The 13,953-nt window shown below is 38.5% G+C and carries 15 protein-coding genes and 2 tRNA genes; 11 read left to right on the top strand and 6 right to left on the bottom strand.

Translation table 11 applies throughout. The features are described 5' to 3' along the window. Window positions 1-5: 5 nt before the first annotated feature. Window positions 6-773, bottom strand: coding sequence for a class I SAM-dependent methyltransferase (locus EPI11_RS15510; RefSeq protein WP_128390897.1), 768 nt, complete (start codon window positions 771-773; stop codon window positions 6-8). Beyond that, entirely contained in the window at window positions 774-1,592 is an 819-nt protein-coding gene (gene map, locus EPI11_RS15505) for a type I methionyl aminopeptidase (protein WP_128390896.1), read from the bottom strand. A 129-nt stretch (window positions 1,593-1,721) separates the two neighbouring features. Here map and EPI11_RS15500 point away from each other — a divergent pair, with 129 nt between their 5' ends. Continuing rightward, complete coding sequence (locus tag EPI11_RS15500) at window positions 1,722-2,990, top strand: acetyl-CoA hydrolase/transferase family protein (protein ID WP_128390895.1); 1,269 nt, start codon at window positions 1,722-1,724, stop codon at window positions 2,988-2,990. A gap of 40 nt (window positions 2,991-3,030) precedes the next feature. On the opposite strand, the gene gpmI is transcribed toward EPI11_RS15500, so the two are convergent. Further along, window positions 3,031-4,551 carry a 2,3-bisphosphoglycerate-independent phosphoglycerate mutase gene (gene gpmI / locus EPI11_RS15495; protein WP_128390894.1) on the bottom strand — a complete coding sequence of 507 codons (1,521 nt, stop codon included), beginning with the start codon at window positions 4,549-4,551 and terminating at the stop codon, window positions 3,031-3,033. A gap of 338 nt (window positions 4,552-4,889) precedes the next feature. On the opposite strand from gpmI, the gene EPI11_RS15490 reads away from it, so the two are divergent. Then, window positions 4,890-5,597, top strand: a complete 708-nt coding sequence (locus EPI11_RS15490) for a murein L,D-transpeptidase catalytic domain family protein (RefSeq protein WP_128390893.1) — start codon at window positions 4,890-4,892, stop codon at window positions 5,595-5,597. Here the strand turns inward: EPI11_RS15490 and EPI11_RS15485 are convergent. Beyond that, a complete protein-coding gene (locus EPI11_RS15485) occupies window positions 5,586-7,178 on the bottom strand; it encodes a L,D-transpeptidase family protein (protein ID WP_128390892.1) in 1,593 nt (530 codons plus the stop codon). The two genes, EPI11_RS15490 and EPI11_RS15485, sit on opposite strands and share 12 nt — an antisense overlap. Window positions 7,179-7,264: 86 nt before the next feature. After that, window positions 7,265-7,702, bottom strand: coding sequence for a GNAT family N-acetyltransferase (locus EPI11_RS15480; RefSeq protein ID WP_128390891.1), 438 nt, complete (start codon window positions 7,700-7,702; stop codon window positions 7,265-7,267). A gap of 125 nt (window positions 7,703-7,827) precedes the next feature. On the opposite strand from EPI11_RS15480, the gene EPI11_RS15475 reads away from it, so the two are divergent. Beyond that, a tRNA-Gly gene (locus EPI11_RS15475) sits at window positions 7,828-7,900 on the top strand. Between the two features lie 127 nt (window positions 7,901-8,027). Next, window positions 8,028-8,100 (top strand) — tRNA-Gly (locus EPI11_RS15470). Window positions 8,101-8,149: 49 nt separating this feature from the next. On the opposite strand, the gene pepE is transcribed toward EPI11_RS15470, so the two are convergent. After that, window positions 8,150-8,857, bottom strand: coding sequence for a dipeptidase PepE (gene pepE / locus EPI11_RS15465; protein WP_128390890.1), 708 nt, complete (start codon window positions 8,855-8,857; stop codon window positions 8,150-8,152). 117 nt (window positions 8,858-8,974) lie between these two features. On the opposite strand from pepE, the gene EPI11_RS15460 reads away from it, so the two are divergent. Genes EPI11_RS15460 through EPI11_RS15430 form a run of 7 tightly spaced genes read left to right on the top strand, consistent with a single transcriptional unit; the run spans window position 8,975 to window position 13,946 of the window. Next, window positions 8,975-9,688 carry a hypothetical protein gene (locus EPI11_RS15460; protein ID WP_128390889.1) on the top strand — a complete coding sequence of 238 codons (714 nt, stop codon included), beginning with the start codon at window positions 8,975-8,977 and terminating at the stop codon, window positions 9,686-9,688. Then, window positions 9,675-10,421, top strand: coding sequence for a hypothetical protein (locus tag EPI11_RS15455; RefSeq protein WP_128390888.1), 747 nt, complete (start codon window positions 9,675-9,677; stop codon window positions 10,419-10,421). Before EPI11_RS15460 ends, EPI11_RS15455 begins: the two co-directional genes overlap by 14 nt. Continuing rightward, window positions 10,414-11,145 carry a hypothetical protein gene (locus EPI11_RS15450; protein ID WP_128390887.1) on the top strand — a complete coding sequence of 244 codons (732 nt, stop codon included), beginning with the start codon at window positions 10,414-10,416 and terminating at the stop codon, window positions 11,143-11,145. The genes EPI11_RS15455 and EPI11_RS15450 overlap by 8 nt, the downstream gene beginning before the upstream one ends. Next, a complete protein-coding gene (locus tag EPI11_RS15445) occupies window positions 11,135-11,881 on the top strand; it encodes a hypothetical protein (protein ID WP_128390886.1) in 747 nt (248 codons plus the stop codon). The genes EPI11_RS15450 and EPI11_RS15445 overlap by 11 nt, the downstream gene beginning before the upstream one ends. Continuing rightward, the gene (locus EPI11_RS15440; protein WP_128390885.1) at window positions 11,874-12,614 is read left to right on the top strand and encodes a hypothetical protein; all 741 of its coding nucleotides are present in this window, start codon (window positions 11,874-11,876) and stop codon (window positions 12,612-12,614) included. The genes EPI11_RS15445 and EPI11_RS15440 overlap by 8 nt, the downstream gene beginning before the upstream one ends. 9 nt (window positions 12,615-12,623) lie before the next feature. Beyond that, window positions 12,624-13,415 (top strand): carboxypeptidase-like regulatory domain-containing protein, encoded by a 792-nt coding sequence (locus tag EPI11_RS15435; RefSeq protein WP_128390884.1) that lies wholly within the window; start codon window positions 12,624-12,626, stop codon window positions 13,413-13,415. A gap of 27 nt (window positions 13,416-13,442) precedes the next feature. Beyond that, window positions 13,443-13,946, top strand: coding sequence for a DUF6702 family protein (locus tag EPI11_RS15430; protein WP_128390883.1), 504 nt, complete (start codon window positions 13,443-13,445; stop codon window positions 13,944-13,946). Window positions 13,947-13,953 lie beyond the last annotated feature (7 nt).

Below are 13,953 nucleotides of genomic sequence, written 5' to 3'. Positions count from 1 at the left end.
AGTGTTTAATCTTTATAGCAAACAGGAATAATCTCTCCTTTTGCAAGGCAGAAGCGTGTTACATCTTCCGGATCTATTTGTGTAGTATAATCTACTTCTTCTACACGAAAACCAATACTACGCAGCTTATCAAAATAATCACGGCCGTATACTCTCACATGGTCATACTGGCCAAATATCCTGGCGCGCTCTTTAGCATCAGTAATAGAATTGTCTTCAAAAGTTATTTCCCTTTTCAGGTCCTGTGGTATTTGAAATATTCCCATACCGCCGGGTTTTAACACCCTGTATAACTCCTGCATGGCCTTAGTGTCGTCTGGTATATGCTCCAAAACGTGGTTACACAATATAAGGTCATAAGCATTGTCTTCAAACGGAAGATTACATATATCTGCTTTAACGTCTGCCAGTGGGGAGAAAAGATCAGTTGTAGTGTAATCTAAATTCTTCTGGTTACGAAAACGCCTGTAAAATGCCTGCTCCGGAGCAAAATGCAATACTTTTTTATGAGAAATAAAGAAATCAGTTTCCCTGTTTAAGTACAGCCATAGTAATCTGTGTCTTTCCAGCGATAGTGTGCTTGGTGACAGCACATTGTTACGCTGGTGGCCATACCCGTAAGGCAAAAAGTTTTTAAAGCTCTTGCCATCTATAGGATCTGTGTAGGTTTTTCCTTTTAGGGCAAACGCCAATACAGGTCTTGCAATATAGCTAAGCCTTATAAGTGCCGGGCGGGGGATGGTATTAAGTATGAACTTGAATAGTTTCTTCATTTAAAGCACTAAAGGTTGTTTACGGAATTCGTTTTCCTCATCAGATTCTATTCCTAGTGCTTTGTAAATATAGGCGTAAGTAGAAAGCAGCTCAGGCTTACCATCTACAAGAGCAACATCATGTTCAAAGTGGGCACTTGGTTTTCTGTCAGCAGTAACAATTGTCCACCCGTCTTTAAGCTGTTTTATGTTTTTTGTACCCATATTGATCATCGGTTCAATAGCCACAACCATACCTTCTACAAAAAGTTTTCCACGGCCTCGTTTACCATAGTTTGGCATTTCAGGATCTTCGTGCATTTTTTTACCCAGTCCGTGTCCTACAAGTTCACGCACTACACCATAGCCAAAAGACTCAGTATATTTCTGGATAGCACTTCCAACATCTTCCACGCGGTTTCCTGCTTTGAATTCACGGATACCCACATAAAGTGACTCTTTAGTTACCTTAAGTAGTTTTTTAGTTTCTTCGGCAACTTCGCCAATTTCAAAAGTATAAGCGTGGTCACCATAATATTCGTTAAGGATGGCGCCGCAATCTACAGATACGATATCACCTTCTTCAATAGGGCGGTTAGTTGGCAGGCCATGTACTACCTGTTCGTTTACACTGGTAAGCAGGGTAGAAGGGCAGTCATATAAGCCAAGAAACCCCGGAACAGCTCCGTGGTCACGGATAAATTGTTCAGCAAGTTTATCTAGGTGGAGTGTAGTAACTCCTGGTTTTATTTCGGTGGCAATCATGCCTAGTGTTTTAGAAACTATAAGTGCGCTTTGACGCATCAGTTCAATCTCTTCTCTCGTCTTTTGGATAATCATGATCAAAATTTTACGGCTACAAAAGTACAACTTTCAAACGGATTATTTTAAGTAGGAGTATAACATGAGATATGTCATGTTTTATATCTTTATGTAAAACTAATTTTACTTAAAAATATAAATAGAGATATGGGTAAATATGTAACTGCGGCCGAAGCTGTAAAAGTAGTACAATCCGGTAACCGAATATATGTGCAGGCTGCTGCTGCAACTCCCACTGTTTTAACCAAAGCATTAGCAGAGCGTGCATCAGAATTGCGCAATGTAGAGATTTGTCATTTGCATACAGAGGGTGAGGCTGCTTATGCCGCTCCCGAACTTAAAGATAGTTTTCATGTTAATTCGTTTTTTATAGGTAAAAATGTAAGGCATACCCTTACTGCCGGAAATGGGTCGTACACTCCTGTTTTTTTGAGCGAGATACCAAGCCTGTTCCGTAAAAATATATTACCGCTGGATGTGGTGTTTATCCATGTTACACCGCCCGATAGCCATGGGTATTGTTCATTAGGGGTCTCGGTAGAGGCAACTAAAGCGGCTATAGAAAATGCGAAAATCGTTATTGCACAGGTCAATCCGCAAATGCCGCGTACATTTGGTGACAGCGTTATGAATTTTTCGGCAATAGATTATGTGGTTGAGGTAGATACTCCTATTTACGGACATGGTACAGCGGAGATATCCCACCAGGAAGAACTTATAGGTGGTTTTGTAGCTTCTCTTGTAGAAGATGAAAGCACGCTGCAAATGGGAATCGGGTCTATCCCCAACGCTGCATTGAAAAAATTGGTAAACCATAAAAATCTTGGGCTGCATACCGAAATGTTTTCGGATGGGGTTATCGACCTGATCGAAAGTGGTGTTATCAATTGTCGATACAAAGGAGTGACCAAAAACAGGGCACTGGCTACTTTTCTTATCGGTTCGCAAAGGCTGTATGATTTTGTGAATGACAATCCGTTCATTTCCATGCGCGAATCATCTTTTGTAAATGATACTGCAGTAATCCGGCGTAATCCTAAAATGGTTGCTATAAATTCGGCTATCGAAGTAGATATTACCGGGCAGGTGTGTGCCGATTCTATTGGTGCCAAAATGTATTCGGGAGTAGGAGGTCAAATGGATTTTATCCGAGGCGCTTCTTTAAGCGAAGGCGGCAAGGCTATCATTGCATTGCCATCGGTAACAAAAAGTGGAGAAAGCAAGATCGTTCCGTTCCTTAAGCAGGGAGCAGGTGTTGTTACTACACGTGCTAATGTGCATCATGTGGTGACCGAATATGGTATTGCCGATCTTTATGGCAAAACGCTGAGACAGCGCGCAACTGCAATGACCAATGTTGCCCACCCGGATCATAGGGAGGCTGTTGATAAAGCTTATTTTGACTATTTTAAATAAACAAAAATCCTCTGCTTTGGCAGAGGATTTTTTTAATTGTTTAAGAAACCAGCGAATGTCTTGTCATTACAGCAGGCTGTTCCAGTCCCATAAGCTCAAGAATGGTAGGGGCAATATCACTCAGCACGCCATCTTTAATATGTGTAAGTTCTTTATCTACCAGGATAATCGGTACCGGATTCGTTGTATGTGCCGTGTTAGGGCTTCCGTCCGGGTTTATCATGGTTTCGCAGTTACCGTGATCGGCAATTACAATCGTAGTGTAGTTGTTTTCAAGAGCGACTTCTATCACTTCTTTTACGCAGGCATCTACAGCTTCGCAGGCTTTTATAGCAGCTTCCATCACACCGGTATGGCCTACCATATCTCCGTTAGCAAAGTTAAGGCACACGAAATCTACCTCTCCCTTTTTAAGTTCAGGAATCAAAGCATCTTTAAGGTCAAAAGCACTCATTTCGGGCTTTAGGTCATAAGTAGCTACTTTTGGAGAAGGGCATAGTAAACGTTTCTCACCTTCAAAAGGTTCTTCGCGACCTCCGGAAAAGAAGAAAGTAACGTGCGGGTATTTCTCTGTTTCGGCAATACGTATTTGTTTTTTACCATTACGTGATACAATTTCGCCAAGTGTTTCGGTTAAGTTGTCTTTGTCGTAAAGAACATGAACATTATTGTAACTATCGTCATAATTGGTCATTGTTACGTAGTACAGATTTAGTTTGTGCATATTTTGCTCGTGCATATCCACCTGGCTAAGTACTTCGGTAAGCTGTCTTCCACGGTCTGTCCTGAAGTTGAAGAAAATTACAACATCATCATCCTGGATAGTAGCTAAAGGTTTACCATTATCGTCTGCCATAACAATCGGTTTGATAAATTCATCAGTAATACCTTCGTTATAGTTGTCATGTATGCTGCTTACAGCATTGGTAGACGGAGTTCCTTCGCCATTAACCAGTAGGTCGTAGGCTATTTTAACTCTTTCCCAACGTCTGTCACGGTCCATTGCATAATAGCGTCCTACTATAGAAGCTAGTTTTGCGTTGGTATCTTTAATATGATTCTCAAGTTCTGATATAAAAAACACTCCCGATTTTGGGTCAACATCCCTACCATCGGTAAAAGCATGAATAAACACCTTATCAAGTCCTGCTTCCTGCGTAGCATCTACCAACCCTTTTAAATGTTCAATGTGTGAGTGCACGCCACCATTAGAAACCAGTCCAAGCAGGTGTACTTTCTTGTTGTTTTGTTTTGCATAATTAAAGGCATCTACAAGTGGCTGCTCTTTTGCAAGTGTTTTATTTTGTACGGCAAGGTTTATTTTTACAAGATCCTGATATACAATCCTACCTGCACCAAGGTTCATGTGTCCAACCTCACTATTGCCCATTTGACCTTCCGGTAAACCTACGTTAAGACCGTCTGTGCGCAGTGATGCATTAGGATATTTTGTGTACAGGCTATTGATAAACGGAATGTTTGCATTGTCTATGGCAGATACTTTAGGATCGGGCGATTTTCCCCATCCGTCAAGGATCATAAGAATTACTTTCTTGTTCATTTTGAATAGATTATGGATTTTTGGCATGGTTTTGGGTTATTTATAAACCTAAACCAAGGCATAAAATTACTATAATTTAAGCAGTCTTGTATGTTGAATGGCGGGTTTGTGTATTGTTTTGATGAAAATACGGGAAAATTTTAAAAACAGTACAATATTTTTATTTTGAACCCGTTATAATGAGTGATTATTAATGAAGCGAGAGGCACAGCCCTGGGAAGAGGCCTGCCAAATGAAAAAATGTTAAATAATTGATTTTAACAGTGTTGCTATTTTTTTGTTCGAAATTGTTATCCTATTTTAGCAACCTGATTAAAAACACAACTACTAGATTACTTATGGTTTACAACTTTTTTACGTCCGTTTTTCTATTGTTCTTTTCACTAACAGCAACAACACCAAAACCAACTGAAACTGCAAAAACCCTTACTTTGGCAAAAGTGGGTGTAGTATCCGAAACGCAGTCTGTTTACAATCGCATTAAATTACATTCTGCCTCAATGCCGCAGTTTAATGTGTTTGAAAAAGCCGTAATAGGATTCAAGCATCTTAAAGAACAGGGTAAGATTAAAAAAGACATCATTACACTTATCGATTTCAGCCTGTCTTCGAATGCTAAAAGGCTTTGGATTATAGATATGGCTACTCAAACTGTTTTATACAATACCCTTGTTGCACACGGTAAAAATAGTGGCGATGAGTTTGCTACAGCTTTCTCAAATGCATCAAGTTCTAACAAAAGCAGCCTTGGATTTTATGCTACAGGCGAAATTTATAAAGGTAAACATGGCGAATCACTTCGTCTTGACGGATTAGAAAATGGAATAAACAGCAATGCACGCAGTAGAGCTGTAGTTATGCATGCTGCAGACTATGTGAGTGATAATTTCATAAAAGCACACAAAAGATTAGGTAGAAGCCAAGGATGTCCTGCATTACCGGCAGCTCTTAATAAGGAAGTAATTAACCTGATAAAAGACAAATCATGTTTGTTTATTTATCATCCGTCACAAAACTATGAGGCAGCTTCTAAGTTACTGTCGTAGTTTGTTATAAAGCACTTTATCGAGATCATATATATCGTTTCGAAACTGCAATCCGTCTTTGTCCATCCAGGCGGTCCAGTACAATTGATGAACGTGGGTTCCTTTTTTAAGGCCCACGTTTTGTGTTTTACCCAAGTCTATAATTTCCTGTAATTTTTCTTCACTCCAACCGGTATCTTCTTTATCCAGAATATAGCCTGCCAGTTTAAGCGGATCCTGTACCCTCACGCAACCGGAGCTAAGTGCTCTTTGCCCTCTGCTAAAAAGCTCACGATGATTAGTGTCATGAAGGTAAACACTGTAGCTGTTCCTGAAATTAAATTTTACCAGGCCTAACGAATTGTTTACGCCGGGTCCCTGTACATAACGATAATGATCTGCTTTTTCGGGAACCCAGTCTTCAGGAGTGGTTTCTATAGTATCGCGACCATAGAATATTTTCATGTTATGATTGGCAAAATAACTTCGGTCTTTAGTTGCCGAAGGGGTAAGGTCTTCTTTAAGTATGGTAGGAGGTACAGTCCATGTTGGGTTAATAACAAGGAAATTAAGCATAGAATATAGAATAGGAGTCCTGCGTTCCGGTTTTCCTACTACTACCCTGTAAGTTTCTACAGTATCAACAGCATTTTCTATTACATCCATACGATAATTAGGAATGTTGATCACAATTGCCCTTTCACCAAAATCGTAAGCAAACCAGCGCCAGCGTTCCAAATTTGTTACTACTTGTTCTATTCGTTTCGCTTTAGGGGTGTTAAGAGCAGCTACAGTGCGGTTGTTTAAATTTCCGTCAGGATAAATGCCGTGACGCTGCTGAAAATGTTTTAAGGCTTTTACAGTTCTGAAATCGTATATGTTATTCTCAGCATCTTTTGGAGCAAGGTCTTTCCAGTAGGCAAGGCGTTCCTTGATGTTATGTACTACCACACCTGAGTCTTTAAGGGTAATAGGGGATGTTATAGTTATTTTAGATAAAGAATTGTCATCAGGTAAGTCGTTGAGGTATTGCAGGCTTTTTCTAAGACCGGCATAAACCGGATGTTTAGGTCTGCAGCGATCGAGAACTTCAGTTATATCGTGGCTGTTTAATGCTTCGGTAAGTAATGTATTCGCATTGAGTGATTTTGGCGCTAATGCCCAGTCAGGATATAAGCCTGATGCTTTTACCTTGCCTTTAAATAAATGATTAGCAAGTTTTCTAAACGATTCGGTCATTAAAACATCATAAGCAATACATTCTTCTTCTGTAATGGTTTTACTATTCTCAAACTTTAATAAGGCTTTGTTGTTATAGTCTGAGGGAAGGAGTCCGTCCAATACAGCGTCTTCTATGGCTTTATAAAGGGCTTTACGATCGGTTTCGTTAAGCCATACGGTAGTATAGTTGTTCGTTCTGTAAAATGTTTTTAAAGGAATTGTTTTTTCACTAAGCAGTAAACTGTCGATAGGGTGTGAAGTGTTTTTAAGATGAGCAGTGTTCACGGCTGTTTTAACCGAATTTTCTTTGCTCCCGGTTGTGTTTTTACATGACGGGAGCAAAAGAAATGTGAGGATCACTATGGTGATAACCTTTAGCATTGTATGTGTGTTTACTTGTTTTAAATTTACAAAACAAATAGCTGACAATCAATTGCTAAAAGCATAAATTTTTGTGAAAACGCAGACTATACTATTTTGTACATAATGTAATGAATACCAATATCTCCTATAGTGAAAGGTTCGCCTATAATGGCATATCCCATTTTTTTATAGAAGCCAACAGCAATTTCACGGGCATTAAACCATATTGCTTCACCATTTTGTTCTCTGGTATGTTGTTCGGCCTTTTGAACCAATTGATCGCCCAGTCCTCTTTTTTGATGAGAGTCTAAAATAGCCATACCACGCAGCTGAAATTGTTTTTTTTCTGATAACAGCGGGGTTGATGCTTCGAATACGGAGGCCACTCCCACAATATTTTCATGGTCATAAATGCCAAAATGGGCAGTAGTTTCAAGATCATCGCCGTCAAAAATGCAGGATTCAACAGGTTTTCCCGGTCTTAGTACAGGTAAGCGAATGATAAAAGTTTCCTGAGAAGGAATTTTTTTAATGGAATACATATTTTTTTATTTGGTAACGAATTAATAATAAATAGGTTAAATTAAAAGGTGTGGCAGGTTTTAAATTTTTCAAAAAAAAGCTTGCATCTAAGAAAAGATATTCTTTATATTTGCACCACAATAATGCGGAAGTAGCTCAGTTGGTAGAGCTCCAGCCTTCCAAGCTGGTTGTCGCGAGTTCGAGCCTCGTCTTCCGCTCTGCAAAACCCAAACATAACGTTTGGGTTTTTTTATGCTTTTTTATGATTATTATGGTCATGATAAATAGGATTAAAAAAAGCTTGCATATAAGAAAAGATATTGCTTATATTTGCACCACAATAATGCGGAAGTAGCTCAGTTGGTAGAGCTCCAGCCTTCCAAGCTGGTTGTCGCGAGTTCGAGCCTCGTCTTCCGCTCTGCAAAAGCCCAAACAAACGTTTGGGCTTTTTTTATGCTTTATAGTGACTATTTCAACCAAGACAAATCACTTCCTGTTTCCAGTTCCTGTGGTTCTTTTCCCTGTAAAAATAACCTTCCCTGTAAATTGCCTTTTAAAATAACAGTATCACCCTGTACATCCAGCCAGCTGCCTTCACGAAGACCTAATACTGGCTGTGCGTTGAACTGATGGAATTCTTTAATACGGGTTTCACGTGTTTCACCCATATGAGTAGAACCTTCAATAGGATCAAGGTAATGAGGGTTAATATTAAATGGCACCAATGCCAGTGTATCAAAGCTTGGCGGGTAAATAATAGGCATATCGTTTGTGGTTTTCATGGTCATGCCGCAAATGTTACTACCGGCACTGCTTCCTAAATATGGTATGCCACTGTTTACTGCTTTTTGTACTGCCGCCATTACTCCGGTTTTATACAATTGGGTAACAAGTAGAAAAGTATTGCCTCCTCCTGTAAAAATAGCTTCAGCGTTTTCTACAGCGGTAACAGGGTTGTCAAATTCATGGATACCTTTTACAGTTATGTTTATTGATCCAAAAGTTTCGGCTACTTTTTTAGTGTAATCGTCGTGGCTTATGCCGCCCGGTCTTGCATAGGGAATAAACAGTAGTGAGCTGCAATTTTTAAAGTGAGCTGTCAGTGTTGGAAGTAAATATTCCATATAAGCGCCCCCATGTAATGTAGAGGTGCTTGCAATAATTAGATTTTTCATTCGTTATTTGTGTAAGAAAAGGTAAAGTTACAAAGATTTTGATGTGCGGGATTGTATGTTTTTGAGGAAACTGGGTTACTTTGTCTTTCTAATCACCAATCACTTAAAATTACCTGCTTGAAAATCTTATTTTTCTTACTAAGTCTACTTTCTTTTTCTTTTCTACACGCTCAGGGGCGTATGCCGCTTAATGGAAAAGTTACTTCAGATTTTGACGATCTGGAAGGGATTTATGTGATTAATAAAACCGCCGACCTTTCTGTTATCACTGCCCGCGGCGGATACTTCACCATAAATGCCAAATTTAATGACACTATCATATTTTCAGCAATGCAGTTTGTAGCCCGTGAACTTGTTTTAGAAGAAAACGACATGGATAACAAAAAGCTCTTGCTGGTGCCGTTAGAAAAAAATACACGTGTACTTGATGAGCTTATAATTGTAGATTACAGGCATATAAATGCCGAATCATTAGGACTTGTTCCTAAGGGGCAAAAGCAATATACACCGGCAGAAAGAAAATTATTTACAGCAACTAATGGGGTAGATGCTTTGTTTAACGCAATTAGTGGCCGCACAAAAATGTTAAAAACAGCTGTTGAGACTTCTAAGAAGGAAGAGATAATGGCTAAGATTAATTATATTTATACTGAAGAAGAATTAATTTCTCAGTTTAAAATTCCGAAACTATATGTGAGAGGTTTTGTTTTCTATCTGGTTGAAGATGCAAATTTTGCAAGAGCAATTAAAGATAAAAACGATACCATGGCAAAATTCTTAATGAGTGGATTAGCGGGCAAGTACCTAAAGCTGATTAATGATGAAAAGTAAATTGATCTATATTGCTGCATGTATTTCGCCTGTATTAGTTTGCGCGCAGGGACGGCAGCCTTTTTATGGGCGTGTCGTTTCGGGACCGATACCTGCCGAAGGACAGCTTGTGGTTAATCTTAGTTCGCAACGGGAAATAAGAGCCGATAGTTTGGGGAATTTTACCTTAATGGCAAGACCGGGCGATACCATAATTGCAGCAGTGAGTAGGCCAAAAAACATTGTGCTTAAAGAAGCTGATTTTAAGCAGATCCCTTTTCTTGTCGAGATCCCTTCTTATGAACTCAATGAGGTTGTAATAACAAAGTACAACACTATTAGTGCTGTTGCGCTGCGAATCATTCCCAAAGGGCTGGCTACGCATACGGTTGCCGAAAGGCGATATAAGGAGGCCGCCAGTGTAAAACCCTTTTTTGATCCGGAGATGACGGGAGGCTTCGTACCTTTAGATCCGGTTTATAACCTGATTAATGGAAATGCCAAAGCAATGAAACGGGCATTGGCTATTGAAAGGAAAGAAATGGCTATCGATAAATTAAATGGACTTTTTAATGAAGATGAAATAACAGAGCAGTTTAAGATCCCGAAAGAATATGTACAGGGTTTTCTCTTTTTTGTTGCCGAAGATCCTGCATTTGCTACGAGTATGAGTTCAAAAAATGTAGTGATGGCACAGTTTCTTATGAGTGGCATGGCTGTAAAATATCTCGAATTAATAAAGAATAATGAATAGACTACTTTATATAATTATGTTATTGCTAACGCTTCAGGCAGTTTGCCAGGAACGGCAAAATCTGTTGGGCAGGATCATAACCGGGCCTAATGGTGTACCGGATGTTTTTGTTATTAATAAAACGGCAGGTGTGGAAGTTAAAACAGATGATAAAGGATATTTTACTATTCAGGCAAAATCAGGTGACGGACTTATATTCTATAATTCAAAAATTATAGTACGGGAGTTTACACTTAACCAGGATTCTTTTAAAACATCACCTTTAGTTATTTCTGTTAATTATGGTCCGCAGGAACTGGATGAGTTGGTTATCAATAAATATGGTAAAATAAATTCAGAGGGACTGGGAATCGTGCCAAAAGGGCAAAAACGATATACGGTTGCCGAAAGAAGGCTGTATACGGCATCGGCAATGACAGTGGGTACGGTTATAGGCTTAGATCCTATTCTTAATGCAATTTCTGGACGTACAAGGATGCTGAAAAAAGCATACGAAATAGAAAAGCTCGAATCTTCTTTAACTCTTATGGGGGGGCTTTATAATGAGGACGAGATAATGGAAAACTATAAAATACCCGAGCAGTATGTAAGGGGGTTTATGTTTTATGCAATAGAGAATAAGGAATTTGCTGCAGCAATTAAAGGAAGGAACAAAATACTGGCCAATTTTTTAATGACAGATCTTGCTGAAAAATACCTTAAGCTTATTGCCAATGATAAATAGGCTGTATTGTGTTTTACTATTACTTATAGCTCTCCCGGTAATAGCACAGGATAGACAGCTTCTACATGGCAAAACGCTTTTAGACAACACAGAGGTTTCTGGTGTTTTTGTTATAAATAAAAATACCGGTATAGAAACTAAAACAAATGCCTCCGGCAATTTCAGCATTCTGGCTTCTCCGGGAGATATACTTATATTTTACAATTCGAAAATAATTGTAAGAGAAATAAAACTTACACAAACTTCTTTTACTATACAGCCATTTGTTATTACGGTTAACTATACTGCAAACGAACTGGATGAACTGGTTATTGAAAAAAATATAACATCAGAGTCGTTGGGACTGGTGTCTAAAGGGCAAAAGAAAAACACACCCCGTGAGCGAAGGCTGTTTACTGCCGGAGATTTTAAACCAATCCATTTATTAGGCCTCTTGGGAGGATCATTAAATGTAGATGCGATAATAAATAAAATTAACGGCAGAACCGATAAGATCAAAAAAGAAATAGTGATCGAAAGGAAGATGGCTTTTATGGACAGGATAAACAATATTTATAGTGAAGAAGATATTGTTAGGGAGTTTAAAGTACCTAAAGAATATGTGCAGGGCTTTGTTTTTTATGTATCCGAAGATCCTGAATTTGCTGCAAACATGAAAGCGCAGAATACTACAATGGCAAAATTTTTAATGACCGGTCTGGCAGAAAAATACCTAAAACTAATACCTAATGAATAAATTTTTCCTGTTTTTGTTTACACTGTCTCCTATTATCGTGTTATGCCAGGAGAGACAGTTGCTGAAAGGGAAAGCGATATCCGACAGGATTACTGCCCAGAATCTTATTGTAAAAAATAAAACCGCAAACATAACAACAGTTACAGATAATGAAGGTAACTTTACTATAGAAGCAGGAGTAAATGATGTTTTGGAGTTTTCGTCGGAAATTTTTAAGACGCTTGAGCATGTTTTAAACAGTAGAGATTTTAAAGAAGAGTTGTTTGTAGTTAGAGTTGTGCCCTCGTCTATAATGCTTGATGAGGTGGTGTTAACAGGACTTACAGGAAATTTGGCTATAGATAGTAAGAACACAAAGGTTATGCTGTTGAACCATCTCTTTGATCCTGCCGAAATTAATAAGAACGTTGTACCGTCAAATCCGTCAGGGAATATAAATTTTATGTCGATTTTAGGGATGGCCGCCAATGCTATACGGCCTAAGCCGAAATCTATAGAAGATATTTACAAGAATGTATCTTCTGTAGAACACAGGAGTTTTTCTAAAATAGTACAGGAAAATTTCCCTGAATCGTTTTTTACTGAGACTGTAGGGATACCGAAAGCGAAACTGGGTTTGTTTCTAAACTTTTGTAATGCCGAAGCAAAACGTTACTTGTTAGATCCTAAAAATAAAGAAGAGCTAATCGCTTATTTAAAGAAAAAGTATATTCAGTACCAGTACCAAAAATAATTCAAAGCCATGAAAACTAAATTACTGTTATTACTAGTGTTCATATTGCCTATAGTTGCAATAGCCCAGGGCAGATCCAGACAAATATTAAACGGAAGGGTAGTGGCCGATTCTTTAAAAGTAGAAGGTTTGTCGGTATACAATGTAAGTTCTAATATAGGTGCTGTAACAGATAAAGAAGGTGGTTTTACTATTTATGCCCGCCCTAAAGACACGCTTTTCTTTTCGAGTGTTACTTACAGGTCGGTACGTTTGGTTTTAACGGAAAGAGATGTTTTGGAAAAACCATTGATCATCAGGCTGGATGTTAACTATATCATGCTTGATGAGGTTGTTATTACACCAAGAACACTTACAGGGCAGCTGGATAAAGACAGTAAGAAAACAAAAACAATGCTTATAACATCGGGGATAGATTCTTATAAGGTAATAGAAACAGATATACCCCGCCCAAAAGCGAATGTAAACACCGCTTTGCCTTCCAGTGTTACAGGAAGTACCCTTACAGGGGTGAATTTTGGAGAGGTCTATAAGCTGGTCTTTAAAAAACGCAAAAGAAAAGATGCCGGAGAAATATATGGAACAAAAGATGCTAAGCCTTTTTCGGTGGCGGTAAAGGAACGTTTTACCTATTATTTTTTTACCCAGATGCTTAAAATACCAAAAGAGGAAATAGGCTTGTTCCTTAATTTTTGCGATAAAGGGAAAGAGAGCTATGCGCTCCTTGATCCAAAAAAAGAATTTGAGCTGACTGATTATCTTGTAGGCAAGAGCAAGGAATATCTTGAAAAGGATAAATAATTCATTAAGTTTATTACATTTGGGGCGATGAGGAAAATAACAAACTATTTATTCCTGCTGTTGCTTGCAATGTCATTAACTTCTATGGCGGTGCACAAATACTATGTGGCTGTTTTTCAGCTGGACTATGTTCCTGCAAAAAAAACGGTACAGATGACTTCCCGCATTTTTATAGACGATCTTGAAGCTGCTTTTGCGAAAAAGTACAAGAAGAAATTTTATTTAGGCACTCCTACAGAAGCCGCCGATGCGAATGAGTACCTAAAAAAGTATTTTATAGAGAAGGTGCACATAAAAATAAACGGCAAAGAAAAATCCATAAAATTTTTAGGAAAGGAAATAGAAGACGACATAATTATCTGCTATTATACTTTCCCGGCAGAGCATGCCATCAAATCTCTGGAAATAAGCAACACCACTCTTTTTGAGTTGTTTGAAGATCAACAGAATATTATCCACACCAATATAAACCGTAACAAAAAAAGCCTTTTGCTTACTAATGACGAACCTAAGGGATTGTTTGAGTTTTAATATAGTA

It is taken from the genome of Flavobacterium cerinum (assembly GCF_004028155.1).
In the GTDB taxonomy this organism is placed as follows: Bacteria; Bacteroidota; Bacteroidia; order Flavobacteriales; family Flavobacteriaceae; genus Flavobacterium; species Flavobacterium cerinum.
This window is presented reverse-complemented; position numbering and strand designations above follow the sequence as displayed.

Coding starts and splice junctions, on each gene's coding strand:
- EPI11_RS15510 (WP_128390897.1), bottom strand. CDS start 773: ATGAAGAAACTATTCAAGTTCATACTTAATACCATCCCCCGCCCGGCA.
- map (WP_128390896.1), bottom strand. CDS start 1,592: ATGATTATCCAAAAGACGAGAGAAGAGATTGAACTGATGCGTCAAAGC.
- EPI11_RS15500 (WP_128390895.1), top strand. CDS start 1,722: ATGGGTAAATATGTAACTGCGGCCGAAGCTGTAAAAGTAGTACAATCC.
- gpmI (WP_128390894.1), bottom strand. CDS start 4,551: ATGAACAAGAAAGTAATTCTTATGATCCTTGACGGATGGGGAAAATCG.
- EPI11_RS15490 (WP_128390893.1), top strand. CDS start 4,890: ATGGTTTACAACTTTTTTACGTCCGTTTTTCTATTGTTCTTTTCACTA.
- EPI11_RS15485 (WP_128390892.1), bottom strand. CDS start 7,178: ATGCTAAAGGTTATCACCATAGTGATCCTCACATTTCTTTTGCTCCCG.
- EPI11_RS15480 (WP_128390891.1), bottom strand. CDS start 7,702: ATGTATTCCATTAAAAAAATTCCTTCTCAGGAAACTTTTATCATTCGC.
- pepE (WP_128390890.1), bottom strand. CDS start 8,857: ATGAAAAATCTAATTATTGCAAGCACCTCTACATTACATGGGGGCGCT.
- EPI11_RS15455 (WP_128390888.1), top strand. CDS start 9,675: ATGATGAAAAGTAAATTGATCTATATTGCTGCATGTATTTCGCCTGTA.
- EPI11_RS15450 (WP_128390887.1), top strand. CDS start 10,414: ATGAATAGACTACTTTATATAATTATGTTATTGCTAACGCTTCAGGCA.
- EPI11_RS15445 (WP_128390886.1), top strand. CDS start 11,135: ATGATAAATAGGCTGTATTGTGTTTTACTATTACTTATAGCTCTCCCG.
- EPI11_RS15440 (WP_128390885.1), top strand. CDS start 11,874: ATGAATAAATTTTTCCTGTTTTTGTTTACACTGTCTCCTATTATCGTG.
- EPI11_RS15435 (WP_128390884.1), top strand. CDS start 12,624: ATGAAAACTAAATTACTGTTATTACTAGTGTTCATATTGCCTATAGTT.
- EPI11_RS15430 (WP_128390883.1), top strand. CDS start 13,443: ATGAGGAAAATAACAAACTATTTATTCCTGCTGTTGCTTGCAATGTCA.